Source organism: Mesorhizobium sp. P2_A8 (genome assembly GCF_056404935.1).
This window is the reverse complement of the sequence record NZ_JBFUDB010000001.1, coordinates 295,784-314,951: the sequence shown is the minus strand read 5'-3', so window position 1 is coordinate 314,951 and position 19,168 is coordinate 295,784. Positions and strand designations below refer to the sequence as shown.

General features: G+C 64.5%; 18 protein-coding genes. 11 read left to right on the top strand and 7 right to left on the bottom strand.

What is annotated here, in order from left to right; translation table 11 throughout:
* Positions 1-24 precede the first annotated feature (24 nt).
* Both AC1D10_RS01545 and AC1D10_RS01540 read left to right on the top strand, forming a co-directional pair.
* The gene (locus tag AC1D10_RS01545; protein WP_477268499.1) at positions 25-1,332 is read left to right on the top strand and encodes an aminotransferase class III-fold pyridoxal phosphate-dependent enzyme; all 1,308 of its coding nucleotides are present in this window, start codon (positions 25-27) and stop codon (positions 1,330-1,332) included.
* Positions 1,329-2,351 (top strand): phosphotransferase enzyme family protein, encoded by a 1,023-nt coding sequence (locus tag AC1D10_RS01540; RefSeq protein ID WP_477268497.1) that lies wholly within the window; start codon positions 1,329-1,331, stop codon positions 2,349-2,351. The genes AC1D10_RS01545 and AC1D10_RS01540 overlap by 4 nt, the downstream gene beginning before the upstream one ends.
* 17 nt (positions 2,352-2,368) lie before the next feature.
* Here AC1D10_RS01540 and hpaH read toward each other — a convergent pair whose 3' ends face one another.
* Genes hpaH through AC1D10_RS01515 form a run of 5 tightly spaced genes read right to left on the bottom strand, consistent with a single transcriptional unit; the run spans position 2,369 to position 6,983 of the window.
* A complete protein-coding gene (gene hpaH / locus AC1D10_RS01535) occupies positions 2,369-3,169 on the bottom strand; it encodes a 2-oxo-hept-4-ene-1,7-dioate hydratase (protein WP_477268495.1) in 801 nt (266 codons plus the stop codon).
* A complete protein-coding gene (locus AC1D10_RS01530; protein ID WP_477268493.1) occupies positions 3,166-4,041 on the bottom strand; it encodes a fumarylacetoacetate hydrolase family protein in 876 nt (291 codons plus the stop codon). Before AC1D10_RS01530 ends, hpaH begins: the two co-directional genes overlap by 4 nt.
* 31 nt (positions 4,042-4,072) lie before the next feature.
* Positions 4,073-5,053, bottom strand: coding sequence for a 3,4-dihydroxyphenylacetate 2,3-dioxygenase (gene hpaD / locus AC1D10_RS01525; protein ID WP_477268491.1), 981 nt, complete (start codon positions 5,051-5,053; stop codon positions 4,073-4,075).
* Between the two features lie 14 nt (positions 5,054-5,067).
* Complete coding sequence (hpaE, locus tag AC1D10_RS01520) at positions 5,068-6,585, bottom strand: 5-carboxymethyl-2-hydroxymuconate semialdehyde dehydrogenase (protein ID WP_477268489.1); 1,518 nt, start codon at positions 6,583-6,585, stop codon at positions 5,068-5,070.
* 11 nt (positions 6,586-6,596) lie between these two features.
* On the bottom strand, positions 6,597-6,983 hold the full coding sequence (locus AC1D10_RS01515; protein WP_477268487.1) for a 5-carboxymethyl-2-hydroxymuconate isomerase: 387 nt from the start codon (positions 6,981-6,983) through the stop codon (positions 6,597-6,599).
* Between the two features lie 222 nt (positions 6,984-7,205).
* On the opposite strand from AC1D10_RS01515, the gene hpaR reads away from it, so the two are divergent.
* Positions 7,206-7,601, top strand: a complete 396-nt coding sequence (gene hpaR, locus AC1D10_RS01510; protein WP_477269798.1) for a homoprotocatechuate degradation operon regulator HpaR — start codon at positions 7,206-7,208, stop codon at positions 7,599-7,601.
* Between the two features lie 30 nt (positions 7,602-7,631).
* Here the strand turns inward: hpaR and AC1D10_RS01505 are convergent, their stop codons facing one another.
* Together AC1D10_RS01505 and AC1D10_RS01500 are read right to left on the bottom strand one after the other, a co-directional pair.
* Complete coding sequence (locus AC1D10_RS01505) at positions 7,632-8,141, bottom strand: flavin reductase (protein ID WP_378985887.1); 510 nt, start codon at positions 8,139-8,141, stop codon at positions 7,632-7,634.
* 6 nt (positions 8,142-8,147) lie between these two features.
* A complete protein-coding gene (locus AC1D10_RS01500; protein WP_477268484.1) occupies positions 8,148-9,692 on the bottom strand; it encodes a 4-hydroxyphenylacetate 3-hydroxylase N-terminal domain-containing protein in 1,545 nt (514 codons plus the stop codon).
* A gap of 92 nt (positions 9,693-9,784) precedes the next feature.
* Here AC1D10_RS01500 and AC1D10_RS01495 point away from each other — a divergent pair, with 92 nt between their 5' ends.
* The 8 genes from AC1D10_RS01495 to AC1D10_RS01460 all read left to right on the top strand — a co-directional run bounded on the left by AC1D10_RS01495 (position 9,785) and on the right by AC1D10_RS01460 (position 18,738).
* Entirely contained in the window at positions 9,785-10,654 is an 870-nt protein-coding gene (locus AC1D10_RS01495; protein ID WP_477268482.1) for a helix-turn-helix domain-containing protein, read from the top strand.
* A 150-nt stretch (positions 10,655-10,804) separates the two neighbouring features.
* Positions 10,805-11,899 carry a transporter substrate-binding protein gene (locus AC1D10_RS01490; RefSeq protein WP_477268480.1) on the top strand — a complete coding sequence of 365 codons (1,095 nt, stop codon included), beginning with the start codon at positions 10,805-10,807 and terminating at the stop codon, positions 11,897-11,899.
* The gene (locus tag AC1D10_RS01485) at positions 11,896-12,498 is read left to right on the top strand and encodes an ANTAR domain-containing response regulator (protein WP_477268478.1); all 603 of its coding nucleotides are present in this window, start codon (positions 11,896-11,898) and stop codon (positions 12,496-12,498) included. The genes AC1D10_RS01490 and AC1D10_RS01485 overlap by 4 nt, the downstream gene beginning before the upstream one ends.
* A 1-nt stretch (position 12,499) precedes the next feature.
* On the top strand, positions 12,500-13,384 hold the full coding sequence (locus AC1D10_RS01480; protein ID WP_477269796.1) for an ABC transporter permease: 885 nt from the start codon (positions 12,500-12,502) through the stop codon (positions 13,382-13,384).
* On the top strand, positions 13,381-14,301 hold the full coding sequence (locus tag AC1D10_RS01475) for an ABC transporter permease (RefSeq protein ID WP_477268476.1): 921 nt from the start codon (positions 13,381-13,383) through the stop codon (positions 14,299-14,301). Before AC1D10_RS01480 ends, AC1D10_RS01475 begins: the two co-directional genes overlap by 4 nt.
* 45 nt (positions 14,302-14,346) lie before the next feature.
* Positions 14,347-15,990 carry an ABC transporter substrate-binding protein gene (locus tag AC1D10_RS01470; RefSeq protein ID WP_477268474.1) on the top strand — a complete coding sequence of 548 codons (1,644 nt, stop codon included), beginning with the start codon at positions 14,347-14,349 and terminating at the stop codon, positions 15,988-15,990.
* Positions 15,980-16,924, top strand: coding sequence for an acetamidase/formamidase family protein (locus AC1D10_RS01465; protein ID WP_477268472.1), 945 nt, complete (start codon positions 15,980-15,982; stop codon positions 16,922-16,924). The genes AC1D10_RS01470 and AC1D10_RS01465 overlap by 11 nt, the downstream gene beginning before the upstream one ends.
* Positions 16,921-18,738: an ABC transporter ATP-binding protein gene (locus AC1D10_RS01460; RefSeq protein ID WP_477268470.1), complete on the top strand. Its 1,818-nt coding sequence runs from the start codon at positions 16,921-16,923 to the stop codon at positions 18,736-18,738. Before AC1D10_RS01465 ends, AC1D10_RS01460 begins: the two co-directional genes overlap by 4 nt.
* Positions 18,739-19,168 lie beyond the last annotated feature (430 nt).

The following is a 19,168-nucleotide window of genomic DNA, read 5'->3' as shown; positions in this document are numbered from 1 at the left end:
GGACACAACGGAGTTCGGTAAGAAATGGCTTATTCGCAGGAAAAACTGGCCGAGGATGCGCTGGTTAGCCGGCGTTCCCGCCTGCTCGGCGCAAAATCGCAATTGTTCTATGACGAGCCCGTGCATCTGGTGCGCGGCGAAGGCGTCTGGCTCCATGACGCCGACGGCCGCAAATATCTCGATGCCTACAACAATGTCGCCCATGTCGGCCATTGCCACCCGCATGTGGTCGAGGCCCTGTGCCGGCAGGCAAGCCTGCTCAACACCCACACGCGTTATTTGCACACGGCCATCCTCGACTATGTCGAACGGCTGACCGCGACCTTCGATGCCAGCCTGTCCACCGCCATCCTGACCTGCACCGGCAGCGAGGCCAACGACATCGCGCTGCGCATGGCGCAGGCGGCGACCGGCCGCATGGGCATCATCGCCACCGACGCCACCTATCACGGCAACACTTCCGCCGTTTCGCAGCTCAGCACGCGCATGCCGCCGGTCGGCGGCCGTGCCCGCCATGTCAGGCTGGTGCCGGCGCCCGACAGCTATCGCCATCCGGATGCGATGGCCAACGGCAAGGCTTTTGGCGACGCGGTGCTTCAAGCCATCGCCTCGCTGCAGCAGGACGGCATCGGCCTGTCCGGCATGATCCTGTGTCCGCTGCTCGCCAACGAAGGCTTCCCGGCGCTGCCATCCGGATTCTTCGAAGACGCGGTGCATGCCGTGCGCGAGGCCGGCGGCCTGGTCATCGCCGACGAGGTGCAGCCGGGATTCGGCCGCACCGGCAGCCATTTCTGGGGCCATCAGCGCGCCGGCTTCGTTCCCGACATCGTCACCATGGGCAAGCCGATGGGCAACGGCCATCCGGTCGCCGCCGTGGTCACCACCAGGGAGATCCTGGCGACCTTCCGCAATGCTTTCCGCTACTTCAACACGTTTGGCGGCAACCCGGTTTCGTCTGTGGTGGCGAATGCCGTTCTCGATGTATTGGAGCAGGAGAACCTCGTCGCCAACGCGCGCGATGTCGGCGCCTATGCACTGGGCCTGCTGCGCCCGCTTGCCGACCGCCATGAATGCATCGGCGAGGTCAGGGGCGCCGGGCTGTTCTTTGGTGCCGAGCTGGTTCACGACCGCGAGACGCGCGAACCAGCGCCAGACATTGCCGAGCAAGTCGCCAACCGGATGCGCCATCGCGGCGTGCTTATGGGCAAGACCGGCATCCACGGCAATGTGCTGAAGATCCGCCCGCCGATGCCGTTCTCGCGCGACAATGCCGCCTTTCTGATCGGCACGCTCGACGAGGTGCTTGGCGAAGTTGGCGGAGTACCGGCGTGAACGCTGTTTCCACGAAGTCAGAGCCAGAAACGGAAGCGGATGTCACAGAGCTTGCCCGGCGTGCGCTCGAACATTGGGGGGTTCGTTACGGTGAGCCGGAGCTGCTGAAGTACCGCGAGAATGCGGTGTTTCGTGTCCGCCTACCCGATGGGCGACCGGCGGCCATGCGCATTCATCGGCTTGGCTATCACTCGGACGAGGCGTTGCTCTCGGAGCTGCAATGGATGGGCTTCCTGCAATCTGCCGGCGTCGCCACGCCATCTCCCATCCCGGCGCTGAGCGGCGACTTGTTCGTACCGGTCAGCACAGGCTCTCTAACGCCGCCGCGTCAGGTCGATTGTCTCTCCTGGCTGGAAGGCCGCGCTGTCGGCGCACGAGGCGTGCCGCTGGATTTCACGCCCGAGCAGGCAAGACAGGTCTTCACGGCGATCGGCCGAACCATCGCCCACATGCACAATGTCTCTGCCGTCTGGACACCACCCGCCGGCTTCGCCCGCCATGCCTGGGATTTCGACGGTTTCTTCGGCCCGAACCCGAACTGGGGCCGCTTCGAGACCTCTCCCTTCCTCGACGGCCCCCGTCGGGAGCTGGTTTTCCAGGCGCGCGAAAAGGCCGTGCAGGCGCTGTCGGATCATGAACGCAGCGCCCGCAATTTTGGCATCATCCATGCCGACCTGGTGCGCGAGAATGTGCTCGTCCATGAGGGCGCGATCCGCATCATCGACTTCGACGATTGCGGCTATGGATGGCACATGTATGACCTTGCCGTCGCCCTCTACCAGAACCGCGAGGAGGCGATCTATCCACTGATCGAGACCGCCCTGCTCGACGGATATCGGCTAGAGCGGGATCTGACCCCGCGGGACATCGCCGCACTGCCGCTGTTTTCAGCGTTGCGCGCCTTCGCCTTCCTCGGATGGGTGCAGAGCCGTGTCGAAGGCGACATCACCAGGGATGTCGGCATGCGCATGTCGAGCATCGCCGCCGATGTGGTGATTGCCTATCTGCATGGCGGCTGATCGGGGTTGGCCGCCCGTCAGGCAAAGTGAATGCTGACGGTTCCCGAACTGCCGAAATCGGCGACGATAGTGTCGCCGGGCCGCGCCTCGACGGGTCGAACGAAGGACCCCGACAGGACCACCTCTCCAGCCGCGATCGACAGGCCGTAGCGGGCGAGCCTGTCGGCCAGCCAGGCAATGCCCATCGCCGGATGGTTGAGCACGCCGGCGCCAAGCCCGGTCTCCTCGACCTCGGCATTGCGCGAGACGATGGCGCCGATCCAGCGCATGTCGGTCTCCTGCGGCCGCTGCGGCCTTCCGCCGATGACGATGCCGGCATTGGCGGCATTGTCGGAAATCGTGTCGAAGAAGGTGCGCGACTTCTTCGTCTCCGCATTGACGCGCTCGATGCGCGTGTCGAGGATTTCGAGCGCCGGCGTGATGTAGTCAGTGGCGTCGAGCACGTCGGAGATGGTCACGCCGGGGCCCTTCAACGGTGTCTTCATGACAAAGGCGATCTCGGCCTCGACACGCGGCTGGATAAAGCGGCCGGGGGGAACCGTCGCTCCATCACTGAAGAACATGTCGTCGAACAGCACGCCCGAATCGGGCGTGTCGATGGCGAGCGCATATTGCATGGCCTTGGAGGTCAGCCCGATCTTCCAGCCCTTCGGCTTCAGCCCGGCATCGACCTTGCGCCGCACCAGCGCCGCCTGGACGCGATAGGCGTCCTCCATCGTTGCCTCGGGAAAATCGAGGCTGAGCAGGCGGATCTGGCGGCGCGAACGCTCGGCCTCGAACAGCCGCGCCGCGGCGTCTTCCACTTGCAGAGGGGTCATTGGGCCGCCTCGTCGACGACGCCATTTTTTAGCACGCCGATGCCTTCGGCCTCCACTTCGATCACATCGCCCGGCTTCAGCCAGATCGGCGGCTCGAAGCGGGCGCCGGCACCTGTCGGTGTACCGGTGACGATGACGTCGCCGGGCACCAGCGTGGTGAAGGTCGAGATATAGGCGATGATCTTGCGGAACGAGAAGATCATCCGGCTGGTGCGGTCCTGCTGGCGCAACTCGCCATTGACGCGGGTGGTCAGCGCGATGTCGGCAATCTGCGCCTCATCCGTGAAAGGCACCAGCCACGGGCCGATCGAGCCGCTGCGGTCGAAATTCTTGCCTTGCGTGACGTTGAACTTGGCATGCCGCACCCAGTCGCGGAGGGTGCCCTCGTTACACAGCGACAGCGCCGCGATGTGACCGAGCGCGTCGGCCTCGGCAATGCGCCGGCCGGCCTTGCCGATGACGATGACGATCTCGCCCTCATAGTCGAGCTGCGAAGAGTCCGGCGGCCGCACCAGCGGCGCGCCATGGCCGACGAAGGAGCGCGGAAAGCGGATGAACAGCGACGGGTTCGAAGGCGCCGCCTGGCCGTCCTTGTACTCCTCGTTGCGGTCCGGATAATTAACGCCGACGCAGATGATCTTTTCCGGTGACGGGATCGGGATGTCGTAGGCGATGGCGTCGAGCGGGAAATCGGCGGCGTAGGCGTCAGCCTCTTCCGCCAGCCGCAGCAAGGCGCCGGCCTCGATCACCTCGCGCAGCGTCGGCCACTGGCCATGGCGGGCCGACAGGTCGACCACGCCCTTACTGGTGATCGCGCCAAAACGCACCGTGCCGCCGACGGTAAAAGTGGCGAGCCGCCAATGTCCAGTCATCTGGGCCTCCTCATGCGGTCTGCGTCCGCCATCAAGGCGCGATGATCGGCGACGCCGTCAGATCCGGCTGGCGTGCCGCAACCCCGGCAAATGCACTGCCTTCCTCGAACCAGCTTTTTGGCGCCGGTGCGCCCCACAGGGTCTGGCGCTGCGGGTCCTTGAGGTCCCACTTGATCGGCTCGAGGTCCGGATCGACCGTCTGGTAGTCCGAGCAGTAGATCTCGATGCGGTGATTGTCCGGGTCGCGGACGTAAAGGAAAAAGGCGTTGGAGATGCCGTGCCGGCCGGGGCCGCGTTCGATGTTCGGCAAATAGCCGGTCGTCGCCATCAGGTCGAGCAGGTCGATGATGTTGAGTGGCGTAGGCACCCAGAAGGCGACGTGATGCAGGCGCGGCCCAATGCCGTTGGTGAAGGCGATATCGTGGACGCCGCCCTTGCGATGCGTCCAGGCGGCCCACAGCTTTCCGCTGCTGGCATCCTCGGTGTATTCGGTAACGCGGAAGCCGAGCTCGTTGTAGAAGGCGACGGACTCGTCAACATTGGGCGAGAAGCAGTTGAAGTGGTCGATGCGCAGCGGCTTGACGCCGTGATAGAGCGCATACTTCTGATGGATCGGCGGCAGCCGCTCCATCTGGGCGTAGAACTCAAGCGGTATGCCGTGCGGATCGCGCGTGCGGAAGGTGCGCGACTGGTAGGGCCGCTCGACCCATTCGACCGGCAGGCCTTTTCCCTTGAAGAAGTGCTCGGCCTTGTCGAGATCGTCCTCGGAGAACAGCTTGAAGCCGAGGTCGCGCGCTTCGGCGGTGTCGGCCTTCTTCAAGACGATGCAATGGTGCCCGCGCTCCTCCAGCGCCCGCAGATAGATCGTGTCTGGTGTCTCGTCGGTGACCTGCAGGCCGAGTGTGTCGACATAGAACGCACGGGATCTGGCGAGGTCGGTGACGGCCAGTTCGACATGGCTGAGGCGCACGATGTTGAATTCAGGGTAGAGATTGGGCTTGGGCAAGGGCATTTGATTTCCTCTGATCAGCCGCCGAGTTTTTGGATCGCGTGCGCCGTCGTGGCGAAGGCGATGTTCTTCGTCTCCATGTAGAAGTCGAAGGAATGGTCGCCACCGTCGCGGCCGATGCCGGAATTCTTGACGCCGCCGAACGGCGTCGGCAAATGGCGCACATTTTCCGAATTGACCCAGATCATGCCGGCGTCCAGCGCGTCGGTGAAGCGGAAGGCGCGGGTAACGTCCGACGTCCAGAGGTAGCCGGTCAGGCCGTATTGCGTGTCGTTGGCGAGCGCCAGCGCCTCGGCTTCGTCGGCGAACGGAATGGCGCTCAGCACCGGCCCGAAGATCTCCTCCTGCGCGATGCGCATCGTGTTGGTGACGTTGGTGAACAGGGTCGGGCCGACATAGCAGCCGCCGCCCGGCCCTTCGACCTTGCCGCCGCCGGCCGCGAGCGTCGCACCCTCCGATCTGCCGATGTCGATGTAGGATAGCACCTTCTTTTCATGCACCGGATGGATCAGCGGCCCGACCACCGTTTTCGGATCGAGCGGGTGACCGACGACGATGCGCTTCGCCCTTTCGGCGACCTTGGCGGTGAAGCTTTCATAGACCGATCCCTCCACCAGCAGGCGCGACGACGAGGTGCAGCGTTCGCCGTTCAGCGAATAGATCATGAAAACGGCCGCATCGGCGGCGCGCTCCAGATCGGCGTCGGCAAAGACGATCACGGGGTTCTTGCCGCCGAGCTCGAAATGCACGCGCTTCAGCGTGTCGGCGCCTTGGCGCATGATCATCGAACCGGTGCGGCTTTCGCCAACGAAGCCGATCGCCTTGATATCTGGGTGCTCGGTCAGCGCCTTGCCGGCGTCTTCGCCCAGACCGTTGACGAGGTTCCAGACGCCTTTCGGCAGCCCGGCCTCCTCGGCGATCTCGACCAGCAGGCGGGCGGTCAGTGGCGAGAATTCAGCCGGCTTATGAACCACGGTGCAGCCGGCCGCCAGCGCCGGCGCGATCTTCCAGGTCGACAGCATGAACGGCGTGTTCCAAGGCGTGATGATGCCGACCGGGCCGATCGGCACCCGGGTCGTCAGGTTGACCTGGCCCGTGGTCCGCAGCGTCTCGCCGTCGCGCGCCTCGGGCGCGCGGTCGGCGAAGAAGCGGAAATTCTCGGCACCCCGCAACGCCGCCTTGGCCATGAACTTCAGCGCCTGGCCGGTGTCCATGCATTCGACGAAGGCGATCTCCTCGGCGCGCGCCTCGATCGCGTCGGCTATTTTGTGCAGCAGCTTCTTGCGCGCCTCGCCCGGCATTGCGGCCCAGGCCGGAAACGCCGCCTTCGCCGCCCTGGCGGCGCGGTCGATGTCGGCGCCGCCGCCTCGCGCAACGCTCGCCAATGGCTTGAGGTCGACCGGCGACAGCGTTTCGAACGTCGCGCCGTCGAGCGCCGGCACCGCTTCGCCACCGATCTGGTTCAACACGCCGTCTCGCTTGAAGCGGGCCAGATAGGCTTCGACCTTCGTCAGATTGCCTTGCAGGTCGGACATATCAGCTTCCGTCACTTGCCGCGCAGTCGCGGGTGGATTGCGTTTTTCTTCCAGCTCAGCACCGGGTCGATTTCCCGGATCTCGAGCGACAGGGCGAAATGCGGCGTCTCGAACAGCGCCGCAAGGTGCTCGCTCACCGCCGCGAAGACGGCCTCGCCGGTCCGCTTCTTCTCCTCCGCACTGCGCCCGGTGCCGATGCGAAACGACATGTCTAGGAAGGCGTTTTCCGGCAGCCTGTCGGCCACGGCATAGGACTCGGCGCGAAAAGCCCGGACCCGCACGGCGCCGGTCTCGAACAGCCCGGTATCCAGCACTGTGCGCAACACCAGCGCGCACAATTCGCCCATGTCGACCCTGGCATCGAGATTGGCCGAATACTCGATGGAGAAGTGAGGCACGGCGTTTCGCTCCCCGATCACTTGCCTTGCTGTAGTTAACGCGTTAATTACATGAGGCATCCGCGAAGTCAAGTCTTGCATCGGGCTTGGCGCAACGATACGGGATGGCAAGGACGGGCTTTTGGCGGGCGGAATCAGCTGAAGGAAGGCCTGTTTTCGATCGCAAGCCACCGTGGGAGGCTCTTCTTCTTGCTGCCTGAAAACACCCGCCGTTCCCTGCCAATGGCGCTTCTGCACGCCCGCGAAGCGGTGATGGCGCGGTTTCGCCCGATGCTTGCGGCGCATGACGTGACCGAACAGCAATGGCGCGTGCTGCGTGTGCTGAGCGAAGCCGGCCCGGTCGAGGCGACGGAACTTGCCGATCGCGCATCGGTGTTGCCGCCCAGCCTGACGCGCATCATCAAGGCGCTTGAGGGACGCAAATTCATCACCCGCAACAAGGCTGAAGGTGATGGCCGCCGTGTCGTATTGACCATCGCCCCGGCCGGTTCCGCCCTGATCGATGCCCTCTCGCCCGAGCGTCGCGTCATCTATGACGAGATCGAACAGCGCTTTGGCCACGAGAAACTTGAGCAGTTGCTCGATCTCCTGGAGAGCCTCATCGACGGCGAGAGCTGAGGCTCTCCGGTCCGGGCGGCTTCGCCCTGTTCAGCCGCCAAAACTGCCAAGCCGCGTCGGCTGCGTATAATTGCGGTCGACATAGAGCAGCGCCGAGCCGCCGCTGCCGTGCCTGACATCGATGACCCGGCCGATCATCACATTGTGCGTGCCGACGACGTGAACTGTCTCGATCTCGCAATCGAAATTGACGATCGCATCCGACAGCGCCGGCGTGCCGGAGGTCAGTGTCTGCCAGCGCGCGGCCGAATAGCGCGCTTCCATGTCCCTGGTCGCGCCGGCGAACTTTCCCGCCAGATGCATGTGGTCATGCGTCAGCACGTTGACGCAGAAGCGCTGGTTGGACAGGAACATGGCAGCCTGCGTCGAGCGGCCGTTCATGCAGACGAGGAGCGTCGGCGGCTCGTCGGAGACGCTGCACATGGCGGTGGCGGTGAAGCCGCCGCGTCCCGCTGGACCGTCGGTGGTGACGATGTTCACCGGCGCGCAGACCCTCGCCATGGCGTCGCGGAAATCGGCTTTCGAAATCTGCGTGGCCATCTGATTTCACTCAGCCGGCGAAGCAAGTGGATTGAGCCAGGTATCTCCGGTCCAGCCATTCTCGTCATAGTCGGCCATGCAGGTATCGACCAGTTCCTCCATCGCCTTCAGCCGCCCACCGCGTTCGGCACCCTTCAGCACCTGCAGTCGCACCTCTTCCGGCGCGCCGGCATAGTTGAGCTCGTAGAGCGCGTGGCGGCCGCCGAACTCGGTGCCGGTCGCGTCCCACAACAGCTTCATGATTTTGATGCGCTCGATGTGGCCCATGTCGTTGGAGCCGCGCACATATTGGGCGAGGTATTTGTCGATCTCGGGATTGGCGAAGTCGCGCACCGATGACGGCAGGTAGATCAAGCCGGAGGCGATCACCCGGCGCACGGTGTCGATGACGCGCGGATAGGCTTCCGACATGAAGGTCCGGTAGGCGAGCGCAGCCTCCAGATTGGGCAACACCGCGCCATTCGCCCACGGGATCGGATTGTAGGCCATGGCGTTGGAAAAGCTCCAGAACATGTGCCGCAGCGCGATGACCTCGCCAAGTGCTGCCTGGTTGCCGCGGAAGGCATCGCCGCCGGTGGCGCGCAACGCCTTCGCCAGCAGTCCGGCGAGGAAGTCGAGTTTGACGGCGAAACGCGTGCAGCCCTGGAAGCAATAGCCATGCATGAAGCCGGAAGCCGGGTGGAACGACAGGATTTTCTGCGCATCGCGCAGCACCAGCACGTCCTCCCAGGGGATGAAGACATTGTCGAGCACCAGGATCGCGTCGTTCTCGTCGAAACGCGAAGACAGCGGATAGTCGAAAGGTGCAGCCACCGTATTGGCCGTCTGCTCGTAGGAGACGCGGCAGAACATCTTTATCCCCGGCGCATTCATCGGCACGATGAACATCACCGATAGCGACGGATCCTCGGTCACCGTCGCCGATCCCTGTGCCAGGAAATTGTAGTGGGTCAGCGCCGAGGACGTCGCCACCACCTTGGCACCGGAGACATAGATGCCGGCATCGGTCTCCCTGGTGATGTGGACGAAGACGTCCTTCACCTGTTCGGCTGGCTTGTGGCGGTCGATCGGCGGGTTGACGATGGCGTGGTTCATGAACAGCGCCGCTTCCTGGGCTCTCTTGTGCCAGGAAAGCGCATTGTCCTTGAACGGCCCATACCAGTCGGCATTGGCGCCGAGCGTGTTCATCAGCGCCGCCTTGTAGTCGGGCGTGCGCCCCATCCAGCCATAGGACATGCGTGACCACTCGGCGATTGCCGTCTGCTGCGCGACCAGCTCGGCGGAGGACTTGGCGACGCGGAAATATTTGTGGGTGTAGCCGCCGGAACCGGTGTCGGTCGGCGAGGTCAAAGCGTCGCGCTGTTTGGCATCGTGCAGGGCGTCGTAGAGGCGCGCCAGCGACCGCACCGAATTGCGCATCGCCGGGTGCGTGGTGACGTCGGCGATGCGTTCGCCGTTGATATAGACCTCGCGGCCATCCCGCAGGCTTTCCAGATACTCGGCCCCGGTGAACGGGCGCCCCTTGTCGGCACGGAAGTCTTCTGACCGCATGATGTTCCTCCACTTGAGCGCCAACCCTAGCGCCCCGGGCGTGGAACGGTTATGGACGGAACGGCAAAATCGATTGGACTTTTTCCGACGCCATGAGCCAGAATTCCATCCCTGACTTCTTCGTCTATGGCGAGCCGGTGCGGCCGCTCGATGTCGGTTTCCTGCATGTCGAGACGGTGCTGGCCCGCAGCAACATCCATCTTGGCGAGGTTGCCGCGCACAAGCATCCGCAGATGGGTCAGATCACCTTCTGGACTAGCGGCTCGGGAACCTACCGCATCGAAGACCGGTCCTGGGACTTTTCGGCACCCGCCGTCAGCTTCGTGCCGAGCAATGTCGTGCATGGCTTCTCGATCGGACCCGCTACCGACGCCATCGTCGTCTCGGTCGCTGACGGCGCGCTCGCCGCCATTGCCGGCCAGAGCTTGCTGCCGCTGGACAGGCCGGTGTTTGCCGACGGCCTGCCGCGGCATGCCGCGTGGAAAAAGCTGGCCGCGGTGCTGGACATGATCGCTGCCGAATACACCGAGGCGCAAGCCGGCAACGACAAGGTCCTGCCGGCGCTGATCGCCGTCGCGCTCTCCCACATTGCCCGCCTCGGTCCCGGCGCGACCGCCTCCGCAATGTCTTCCGAGGCTTCGCTGGCACTGGGCCTGCGTCGGCTCGTCGATGTGCATTTCCGCGACAACTGGCCGGTCGACCGCTATGTCGAGACGCTGGCCACGACCCCGCATCTGCTCGACAAGGCCGCCCGCGCGGTGCTGGGCAGCGGCGTCAAGCGGGTCGTCAGCGAGCGGCGGCTGCTGGAGGCCAAACGGCTGCTGCTGTTCACCGTGCGCACGGTCGAGGACATCGCCTACGAAATCGGCTTCGACGACCCGGCGTACTTCTCAAGAGTCTTCCGCGCGCGGGTCGGCGAGGCGCCCGCCGCCTGGCGCCGGAAGCAGTTGCGAGAGGGTTGAGTTGAATGCCGCACTTTCCCGCTTGACTGACCCGCCGTACCGAATACGCTAGGACAAAATACCGGCTCTGATCGCCGGACGGCAAGAATGCCTCGTATGCCTCGCCCCTCCGGCGCTGGCTGCGGGGCATTGTCATTTTTGGGGATCTGTTTGAAACGGCGTATCGAGATCGGCATCCTTTATTCCCGCTCGGGCAGCTATCAGCTCGTGTCCGATGCGTGCCGGATGGGTGCCATGCGCGCCATCGCCGACATCAACGCCGACCGCCGCTATGGCATCGAACTGGTGCCGGTCGAGCGCGATCCGCAAAGCAATGCGGACCGCTACGCGACGCTTTGCGAGGACATCTTCAAGACCAGCAGCGCGCGCCATGTCGTCGGCTGTGTCACCTCCTGGAGCCGCAAGGAGACGATCCCGGTGCTGGAGAAAGCAGGCGGCATGCTCTGGTACGCCTGCCCCTATGAGGGCTTCGAGGCCAACGAGCACGTCGTCTACATGCACGCTTGCCCCAACCAGCATCTGGTTCCGCTGATGGCGCATGTCGTGCCGCGCTTCGGCGCCAACGGCTTCCTGCTCGGCTCGAACTATATCTGGGGCTGGGAGATGAACCGCGTGGCGCGCGACCTGATCGCGGATGCCGGCGGCAAGGTTCTGGGCGAACGGTACCTGCGCATCGGCGAGACCGACGTGTCGCGTCTGATCGCCGAAATCCGGGCGACACGGCCGAACTTCATCCTCAACAATTTGATCGGCACATCGTCCTACGCCTTCCTGGCGGCTTATCGCGACCTGGCAGGTGAGGATCCGGCCTTTGGCCCCGAAGCCTGCCCCGTCATCTCCTGCAACCTCACGGAGGGCGAGCTGCCGGCGCTCGGCGTATCCGGGAAAGGCCATCTGTCGGTCGGGCCCTATTTCGCGCCGCAGCCGGCCGCCTTTGCCTCGTCCTTCGAGGCGTCCGCCTATGCCTCGGTGCAAGTGATGGCCGACGTGCTCTCGCACGATGCCGACGCCGGTCCGGCGGAATTTTCCAAGGCCTTCGCCGAACGGCGCTTTTCCACCCGGCTCGGGCCGATCGCCATCGACGCGCACTCCCAGCATGCCACGCTGCCGGTGATCATCGGGCGCATCGCGGATGGGTTCTTCGAGGTTGTCAGCCGCGAGGACGAGGTTGCGCCGGACCCCTATCTGTCGCGCTACGACCCTGCCAGGACCTTCGGTCGCCCGCGCCTGAGGGTGGTGTCGTGAGCAAGACGCCACGCATCCCCAATCTCGGTGGAGCCAGGGCCTTCGTCCTGCATCGCCCGCATCCGACGGTGCAGGCGATAACCAGGCAATTGTCGGCGATCGGCCTCATCACGCTGGATTGCTGGCCGGAACTGCCGCCCGAAGCGCTCGCGGCCGATTTCGTCTTCTTCGACGCCGATCTCGGCTTCGACGAGCAATTCCCGTGGAAGCCGGGTGAGGCGCCGATGCCACTGGTGGCGCTTATAGGCTCCGAAGCGCCGGGCCGCATCGAATGGGCGTTGTCGCACAAGGCCGACGCCCAGCTGCTGAAGCCGGTCGGCAATGCCGGTGTCTACAGCGCGCTGCTGATCGCGCGGCAGAGTTTCGAGGCCCGCAAACACCTGGCCAGCGAAATCGCCTCGCTTCGCCAGCGCGTCGCCGAGCGCCAGACCATCGTGCGCGCAGTGGCCGCGCTATCGAAGGGCACCGACGACGACCGCGCCTATGCGCAGCTGCGCTCGCTGGCTATGAGCTGGCAGATCAGCGTCGAGGACGCCGCGCGCCGGATCGTGGCCATGACGGACGAGGAGGGCGGCGATGACCAGTCCCATCGCGCCTGATATGCCGGCGGCCGGGCGCATGCCGATCAAACCGCGCGCCGGCGTCTGGCGCCGTCTGGTCAAACGCCGTCTGGTGCTGCTCGGCCTGGTGATCGTCGCCATCGTCGTCGCCGGCGCCGTGCTGGCGCCGTGGCTGACCGGCTATGATCCCAACGAGCAGATGTTCGACGGCCTGACGTTGGAAGGCTCGCCCTTGCCGCCCAACGCCCAGTTCTGGCTCGGCACAGATCTGCTCGGCCGTGACCTCTTGACCCGCATCCTATACGGTGCGCGCACCTCGCTGGTCATCGGCATCGTCGCCAATGGCGTAGCGCTTTTCATCGGCACTTTGGTCGGCGTCACCGCGGGCTATTTCCGCGGCTGGATCGGCGGCGCGTTGATGCGCTTCACCGACCTGATGATGGCCTTTCCGGCATTGCTGCTCGCCATCTGCCTGGCGGCGGTGTTCGAGCCCAGCCTGTGGATCGTCGCCATGGTCATCGCCCTGGTCAACTGGGTGCAGACCGCCCGCGTCATCTACACCGAGACCAGCTCGCTCGCCGAGCGCGAGTTCATTGACGCCGAACGCACCATCGGGGCGAGCGCGCCACGCATCCTGTTTCGCCACATCCTGCCGCATCTCCTGCCGACCATCATCGTCTGGGGCACGCTCGGCATCTCGACCACGGTGCTGTTGGAGGCGACGCTCTCCTTCCTCGGCATCGGCGTGCAGCCGCCGACGGCGTCGTGGGGCAACATCATCTTCGAGAACCAGACCTACTTCCAGGCCGCACCCTGGCTGGTGTTCTTCCCCGGCGCCGCGATCCTGGCGCTGGCGCTGGCTTTCAACCTGATCGGCGATGCGCTGCGCGACATCCTCGATCCGACGCAAAGGGGCCGGGCATGATCGCCTATCTCGGTCGCCGCCTGATCCAGTCGCTGCTCATCCTGCTCGGCGTCTCGCTGATCACCTTCGCGCTGCTCTATCTCCTGCCCGCCGATCCGGTGCGCCAGATCGCCGGCCACAGCGCCACGCCGCAGACGATCGCGAACATCCGCCAGCAACTCGGCCTCGACCAGCCCTTCGCCGTCCAGTACTGGCGCTATCTGACCAAGCTCATCAGCGGCGATCTCGGCCGCTCCTACATCCAGCGCTCCGAAGTCACGGAGCTGATCGTCTCGCGACTGCCCGCAAGCCTGCTGCTGATGGTCGGCGCCATCCTGTGCGAGCTGCTGATCGGCCTGAGCATGGGCCTGATCGCCGCCGTCAAGCGCGGCACCGGGACCGACCAGACGCTGATGGTCGCCTCCTTCGTCGGCGTCTCGGCGCCGCAATTCGTCGTCGGCCTTTTGCTGCTCTACGTCTTTGCCGTGCGGCTGAGCTGGTTTCCGATCGGCGGCTACGGCACCTGGCGTCATCTGGTGCTGCCGTCGCTGACCATGGGCATCCTCGGCGCCGGCTGGTACGCGCGCATGATGCGCTCGTCGATGATCGACGTGCTGCGCCAGGATTATGTGCGTACCGCGCGCGCCAAGGGTCTGGCGCGTCGCGCCATCCTCTTCCGCCACGCACTGCCCAACGCCATTCTGCCGGTCATCGCCATGATCGGCATCGACATCGGCATCTTCATGGGCGGCATCGTCGTCGTCGAAAGTGTGTTCGGCTGGCCCGGCATCGGCCAGCTCGCCTGGCAGGCCATCCAGCGCGTCGACATTCCGATCATCATGGGTGTCACGCTGGTGTCGGCCCTCGCCATCGTGCTCGGCAACCTGCTCGCCGACATCATCGCGCCCTTCATCGATCCTCGCATCAAACTCAGATGACAACCAGGACATGATCGAAAACAAACAGAGAAAGGGAACGTAACAATGAAAAAGTTTCTGGCATCCACAGTAGCGGCATCGGCGCTGGCGCTGATGCTCGGCATGACAAGCGCTCGCGCCGAAGACACCATCGATCCGAACGCCAAGCAGGGCGGCGAAATCATTGCCACATACAAGGACGATGTCACCACGCTCGACCCGGCGATCGGTTACGACTGGCAGAACTGGTCGATGATCAAGAGCCTGTTCGACGGGCTGATGGACTACGAGCCTGGCACCACCAACCTGAAGCCCGACCTCGCCGAAAGCTACGAGATTTCGCCCGACGGCAAGACCTTCACCTTCAAGCTGCGCCATGGCGTGAAGTTCCACAATGGCCGCGAAATGACGGCCGATGATGTGAAGTACTCGCTTGACCGCGTCACCAATCCGAAGACGCAGAGCCCCGGCGCCGGCTTCTTCGGTTCGATCAAGGGCTATGACGATGTCGCCGCCGGCAAGGCCGAAAGCCTCTCCGGCGTCACCGTGGTCGACCCCTACACCGTCAAGTTCGAGCTGACCCGCCCGGACGCCACCTTCCTGCATGTCATGGCCATCAACTTCTCGCATGTCGTGCCGAAGGAGGAAGTCGAGAAATACGGCGCCGATTTCGGCAAGCACCCGGTTGGCACCGGCGCGTTCAAGTTCGCCGAGTGGACGCTCGGCCAGCGCATCGTCTTTGTGCGCAACCCGGATTATTGGCACAAGGGCCTACCGCATCTCGACAAGATCACCTTCGAGGTTGGCCAGGAGCCGATCGTGGCGATGCTGCGCATGCAGAAAGGCGAGATCGACCTGCCCCTTGATGGCATTCCGCCGGCAAAATTCCAGGAGGTGATGGCCGATCCCGAGCAGAAGGCGCGCGTCGTCGAAGGCGGGCAACTGCACACTGGCTACATCACCATGAACACCACAATGCCGCCCTTCGACAATGTGAAGGTCAGGCAAGCCGTCAACATGGCGATCAACAAGGCGCGCATCGTCCAGATCATCAACAACCGCGCGGTGCCGGCCAACCAGCCGCTGCCGCCGTCGATGCCGGGCTACGACAAGGAGTTCAAGGGCTATCCCTATGACGTCGCCAAGGCCAAGGCGCTGCTTGCCGAGGCTGGTCATCCCGATGGCTTCGACACGCAATTGTTCGCCATGAACACCGATCCCAATCCGCGCATCGCCCAGGCGATCCAGCAGGATCTGGCGGCCGTCGGCATCAAGGCCAGCATCCAGGCATTGGCCCAGGCCAACGTCATTGCCGCAGGCGGCGACAAGGCCGGTGCGCCGATGATCTGGTCCGGCGGCATGGGCTGGATCGCGGATTTCCCCGACCCCTCAAACTTCTACGGTCCGATCCTCGGCTGCGCCGGGGCGGTTCCCGGCGGCTGGAACTGGTCATGGTATTGCAACAAGGATCTCGACGCCAAGGCGGCCGTGGCCGACTCGATAACCGATCCGGCGAAGTCGGAAGAACGCAACAAGATGTGGAGCGCCATCTACGACAAGATCATGGAAGACGCGCCCTGGGTGCCGGTCTTCAACGAGCAGCGCTTCAGCATGAAATCCGCACGCATGGGCGGCGCCGACAAACTCTATGTCGATCCGGTCCATGTCTTCATCAACTACGACAATGTGTACGTAAAAGATGTGCAATAACTGCGACTACACCATCCACGGGCGCCATCACCATTTCGGCTGGGACAATTCGTTTGCCCCGGCCGAGCGGGTGGCGCCCGGCTCGACCATCGAGTTCCAGTGCCTTGATGCCGGCGGCGGTCAGTTGCAGGCCGACAGCACGGTCGACGACATCGCCAAGCTGGAATTCGCCAGGGTCAACCCGGTCACCGGGCCGATCTTCGTCGAAGGGGCCGAGCCCGGAGATGCCTTGAAGGTGACGATCGAGATGTTCAAGCCGTCCGGCTTCGGCTGGACGGCGAACATCCCGGGTTTCGGGCTGCTCGCCGACGACTTCAAGGAGCCGGCGCTCAACATCTGGAAGTATGACGCCGCCTCGCTCGCGTCGGCGCTGTTCGGCAAAAATGCGCGCGTGCCGCTGAAACCGTTCGCCGGCACCATCGGCAATGCGCCGGCTGAGATGGGCCACCACTCGGTGGTGCCGCCAAGGCGGGTCGGCGGCAATCTCGACATCCGCGATCTCGCCGCCGGCACCACGCTCTATTTGCCGGTCGAAGTGGCCGGTGCGCTGTTTTCAGTCGGCGACACCCATGCGGCGCAAGGCGATGGCGAGGTCTGCGGCACGGCGATCGAAAGCCCGATGGACGTCGTGCTCAAGCTCGACCTGGTCAAGGATGCCAGGCTGAAGACGCCGCGCTTCACCACCTCGGGCCCGGTGACCCGTCATCTCGACGCCAAGGGTTATGAGGTCACGACCGGCATTGGCCCCGACCTGATGGCCGGCGCCAGGGAGGCGGTCGCGCAGATGGTCGACCTGCTCGCTGGCCGCTACAAGCTCGATCCCGTCGAGGCCTATATGCTGGCCTCGGTCTGCGGCGATCTCCGCATCAGCGAGATCGTCGACATGCCGAACTGGGTGGTGTCGTTCTACTTCCCGCGCTGCGTCTTCGAATGAACGCAGGCGTGGACAAGAAGCGGGCCGGAGCAACCGCTCCGGCGACGGCTGGGCCGGTGCTCGACATCGCCGGCCTGTCGGTCAGAGTGCGCGGCGAGGACGGCGAGCGGGACGTCGTCTCCAACCTGTCGCTGACATTGGCTCGTGGCGAAACACTCTGCATCGCCGGCGAATCCGGCTCCGGCAAGTCGATGACGGCGCTGGCGATCATGCAGCTCCTGCCGCAACCTGCCGCGCGCATATTTTCGGGGAAAATTCGACTTCATGCTGTGGATCTTGGCGATACCGATCTGGCAACGCTCGACGAGCGCCAGATGCGCCGCATTCGCGGCGACCGCATCGCCATGATCTTCCAGGAGCCGATGACCTCGCTCAATCCCGTGCTGTCGATCGGCCGGCAGCTGACCGAGTCGATCGAAGCGCATACCAACCTGTCACGGGCGCAGGCTCGCCAGCGCGCCATCGAGGCGCTGAAGGCGGTGCGCATCTCGGAGGCCGAAAGCCGGCTAAGGCAGTTTCCCCACGAGTTGTCCGGCGGCATGCGCCAGCGGGTGATGATCGCCATGGCCCTGGCGCTCGAACCCGACGTGCTGATCGCCGACGAGCCGACGACGGCGCTCGACGTCACCGTGCAGGGCGAGGTGCTGGAACTGCTGCGCGACCTGCAGCGCCAGCACGGCACCAGCGTCATCCTCATCACCCATGACATGGGCGTGGTCGCCGAAATGGCCGATCGCGTCATCATCATGCGGCACGGCCGCATGGTCGAGGAAGGCACCACATCGGACATCTTCGCCCGACCGCAGGCCGACTACACGCGCGAGCTGCTGGCCGCCGTGCCGCGCATCGGCAGTGGCGCCGGCCGCCAGAAATCCAGGGATGCCGAGATGGTGGCGCCGGCTCACGTCGCTGAGGTCAACGATCTGCATGTCCGCTTCGATCTGCGTGGCGGCGTCTTCGGCCGGGTCAACCGCCGCGTCCACGCCGTCGAGGGCGTTAGCTTTTCGATCGCCCCGAACGAGACGCTGGCATTGGTCGGCGAGTCCGGTTGCGGCAAGTCGACCACCGCCAAGGCGCTGGCCGGGCTGGTGCCTTACAGCGGCGACATCGTCATTGGCGGACGCAATCTGTCGGGGCTTGGCCGCGACGAACGCAAGGCGGTCCGCCGCGACGTGCAGATGATCTTCCAGGACCCCTTCGCCTCGCTCGACCCACGCATGCGCGTCGGCGACCTCGTTGCCGAGCCACTTGTGATCCACGGCATTGCCTCGAAGGAAGAGCGCCGGGAGCGTGTGGCAGCGCTGTTCGAGCGCGTCGGCTTGTCGGCCGACCAGATGGAGCTCTATCCGCATGAATTCTCGGGCGGCCAGCGCCAGCGCGTCTGCATCGCCCGGGCGTTGGCGCTGCGGCCGAAGCTGATCATCGCCGATGAAAGCGTCTCGGCGCTCGACGTCTCGGTGCAGGCGCGCGTGCTCGACCTGTTGAAGGAATTGCAACGCGAGTTCGGCGTCGCCTACCTGTTCATCTCGCACGACATGGCGGTGGTTGAGAACATCTCCGACCGCGTCGCCGTCATGTATCTCGGCCAGATCGTCGAGATGGGCACGCGCGACCAGGTCTTTTCCAACCCGCGCCACCCCTACACCATGCGGCTGATCGATGCCGTGCCGGTGCCCGACCCTGCCAGGCGAAGAAGCCGCTTCGCCCGCCTCGATCAGGAGATCCCGAGCGCCACGCGCAGGATCGGCGAGGCGCCGCTGAAACTGGCGCTGACGGATGTCGGCAACGGCCATCTCGTCGCCGCAGAGAGCTGAGGCGTTGCTGCCCGGCGAAGAGCACCCGTAAGCCTCTCACCGAGACTCCAGCCGCTCAAGACGACCTCGCCGTGCCGCAGGTCACGGTTCACATGTTCGTGTTCCACCTTGGAAACCCGGCTGGCGTCATGCCACCAAGCGCGTCGCGTGGAAACGGGTTCATTCGGCGCGCTTTAAGCTCTTGTTTTTTATGAGTGCCGACGGCCCAAAACCGTTGCACACGTTTGGGCGACGTGACGACAGTCGGCCTTGCTGCCCATGCAGCGGCGGCACCTTCGGGAGCCGGTCCGGCGAGGAAGGATGTGCACGCCTTCGAATATGAATCCGCAATGGCCCCTTGCTGTTCATCCGCATCTTCCTCATGTTCAATTTTCTGGTGATCGATCGTGGAGGGGCGGTCGGCTTCATCGTGGATGGGAGGAAGTAGACA

Excerpts from the sequence above, each read along its gene's own strand:
- AC1D10_RS01545 (WP_477268499.1), top strand. The coding sequence starts at position 25 with ATGGCTTATTCGCAGGAAAAACTGGCCGAGGATGCGCTGGTTAGCCGG.
- hpaH (WP_477268495.1), bottom strand. The coding sequence starts at position 3,169 with ATGACCCCTCTGCAAGTGGAAGACGCCGCGGCGCGGCTGTTCGAGGCC.
- AC1D10_RS01530 (WP_477268493.1), bottom strand. The coding sequence starts at position 4,041 with ATGACTGGACATTGGCGGCTCGCCACTTTTACCGTCGGCGGCACGGTG.
- hpaD (WP_477268491.1), bottom strand. The coding sequence starts at position 5,053 with ATGCCCTTGCCCAAGCCCAATCTCTACCCTGAATTCAACATCGTGCGC.
- hpaE (WP_477268489.1), bottom strand. The coding sequence starts at position 6,585 with ATGTCCGACCTGCAAGGCAATCTGACGAAGGTCGAAGCCTATCTGGCC.
- hpaR (WP_477269798.1), top strand. The coding sequence starts at position 7,206 with ATGGCGCTTCTGCACGCCCGCGAAGCGGTGATGGCGCGGTTTCGCCCG.
- AC1D10_RS01505 (WP_378985887.1), bottom strand. The coding sequence starts at position 8,141 with ATGGCCACGCAGATTTCGAAAGCCGATTTCCGCGACGCCATGGCGAGG.
- AC1D10_RS01500 (WP_477268484.1), bottom strand. The coding sequence starts at position 9,692 with ATGCGGTCAGAAGACTTCCGTGCCGACAAGGGGCGCCCGTTCACCGGG.
- AC1D10_RS01495 (WP_477268482.1), top strand. The coding sequence starts at position 9,785 with ATGAGCCAGAATTCCATCCCTGACTTCTTCGTCTATGGCGAGCCGGTG.
- AC1D10_RS01480 (WP_477269796.1), top strand. The coding sequence starts at position 12,500 with ATGCCGGCGGCCGGGCGCATGCCGATCAAACCGCGCGCCGGCGTCTGG.
- AC1D10_RS01475 (WP_477268476.1), top strand. The coding sequence starts at position 13,381 with ATGATCGCCTATCTCGGTCGCCGCCTGATCCAGTCGCTGCTCATCCTG.
- AC1D10_RS01470 (WP_477268474.1), top strand. The coding sequence starts at position 14,347 with ATGAAAAAGTTTCTGGCATCCACAGTAGCGGCATCGGCGCTGGCGCTG.
- AC1D10_RS01465 (WP_477268472.1), top strand. The coding sequence starts at position 15,980 with ATGTGCAATAACTGCGACTACACCATCCACGGGCGCCATCACCATTTC.
- AC1D10_RS01460 (WP_477268470.1), top strand. The coding sequence starts at position 16,921 with ATGAACGCAGGCGTGGACAAGAAGCGGGCCGGAGCAACCGCTCCGGCG.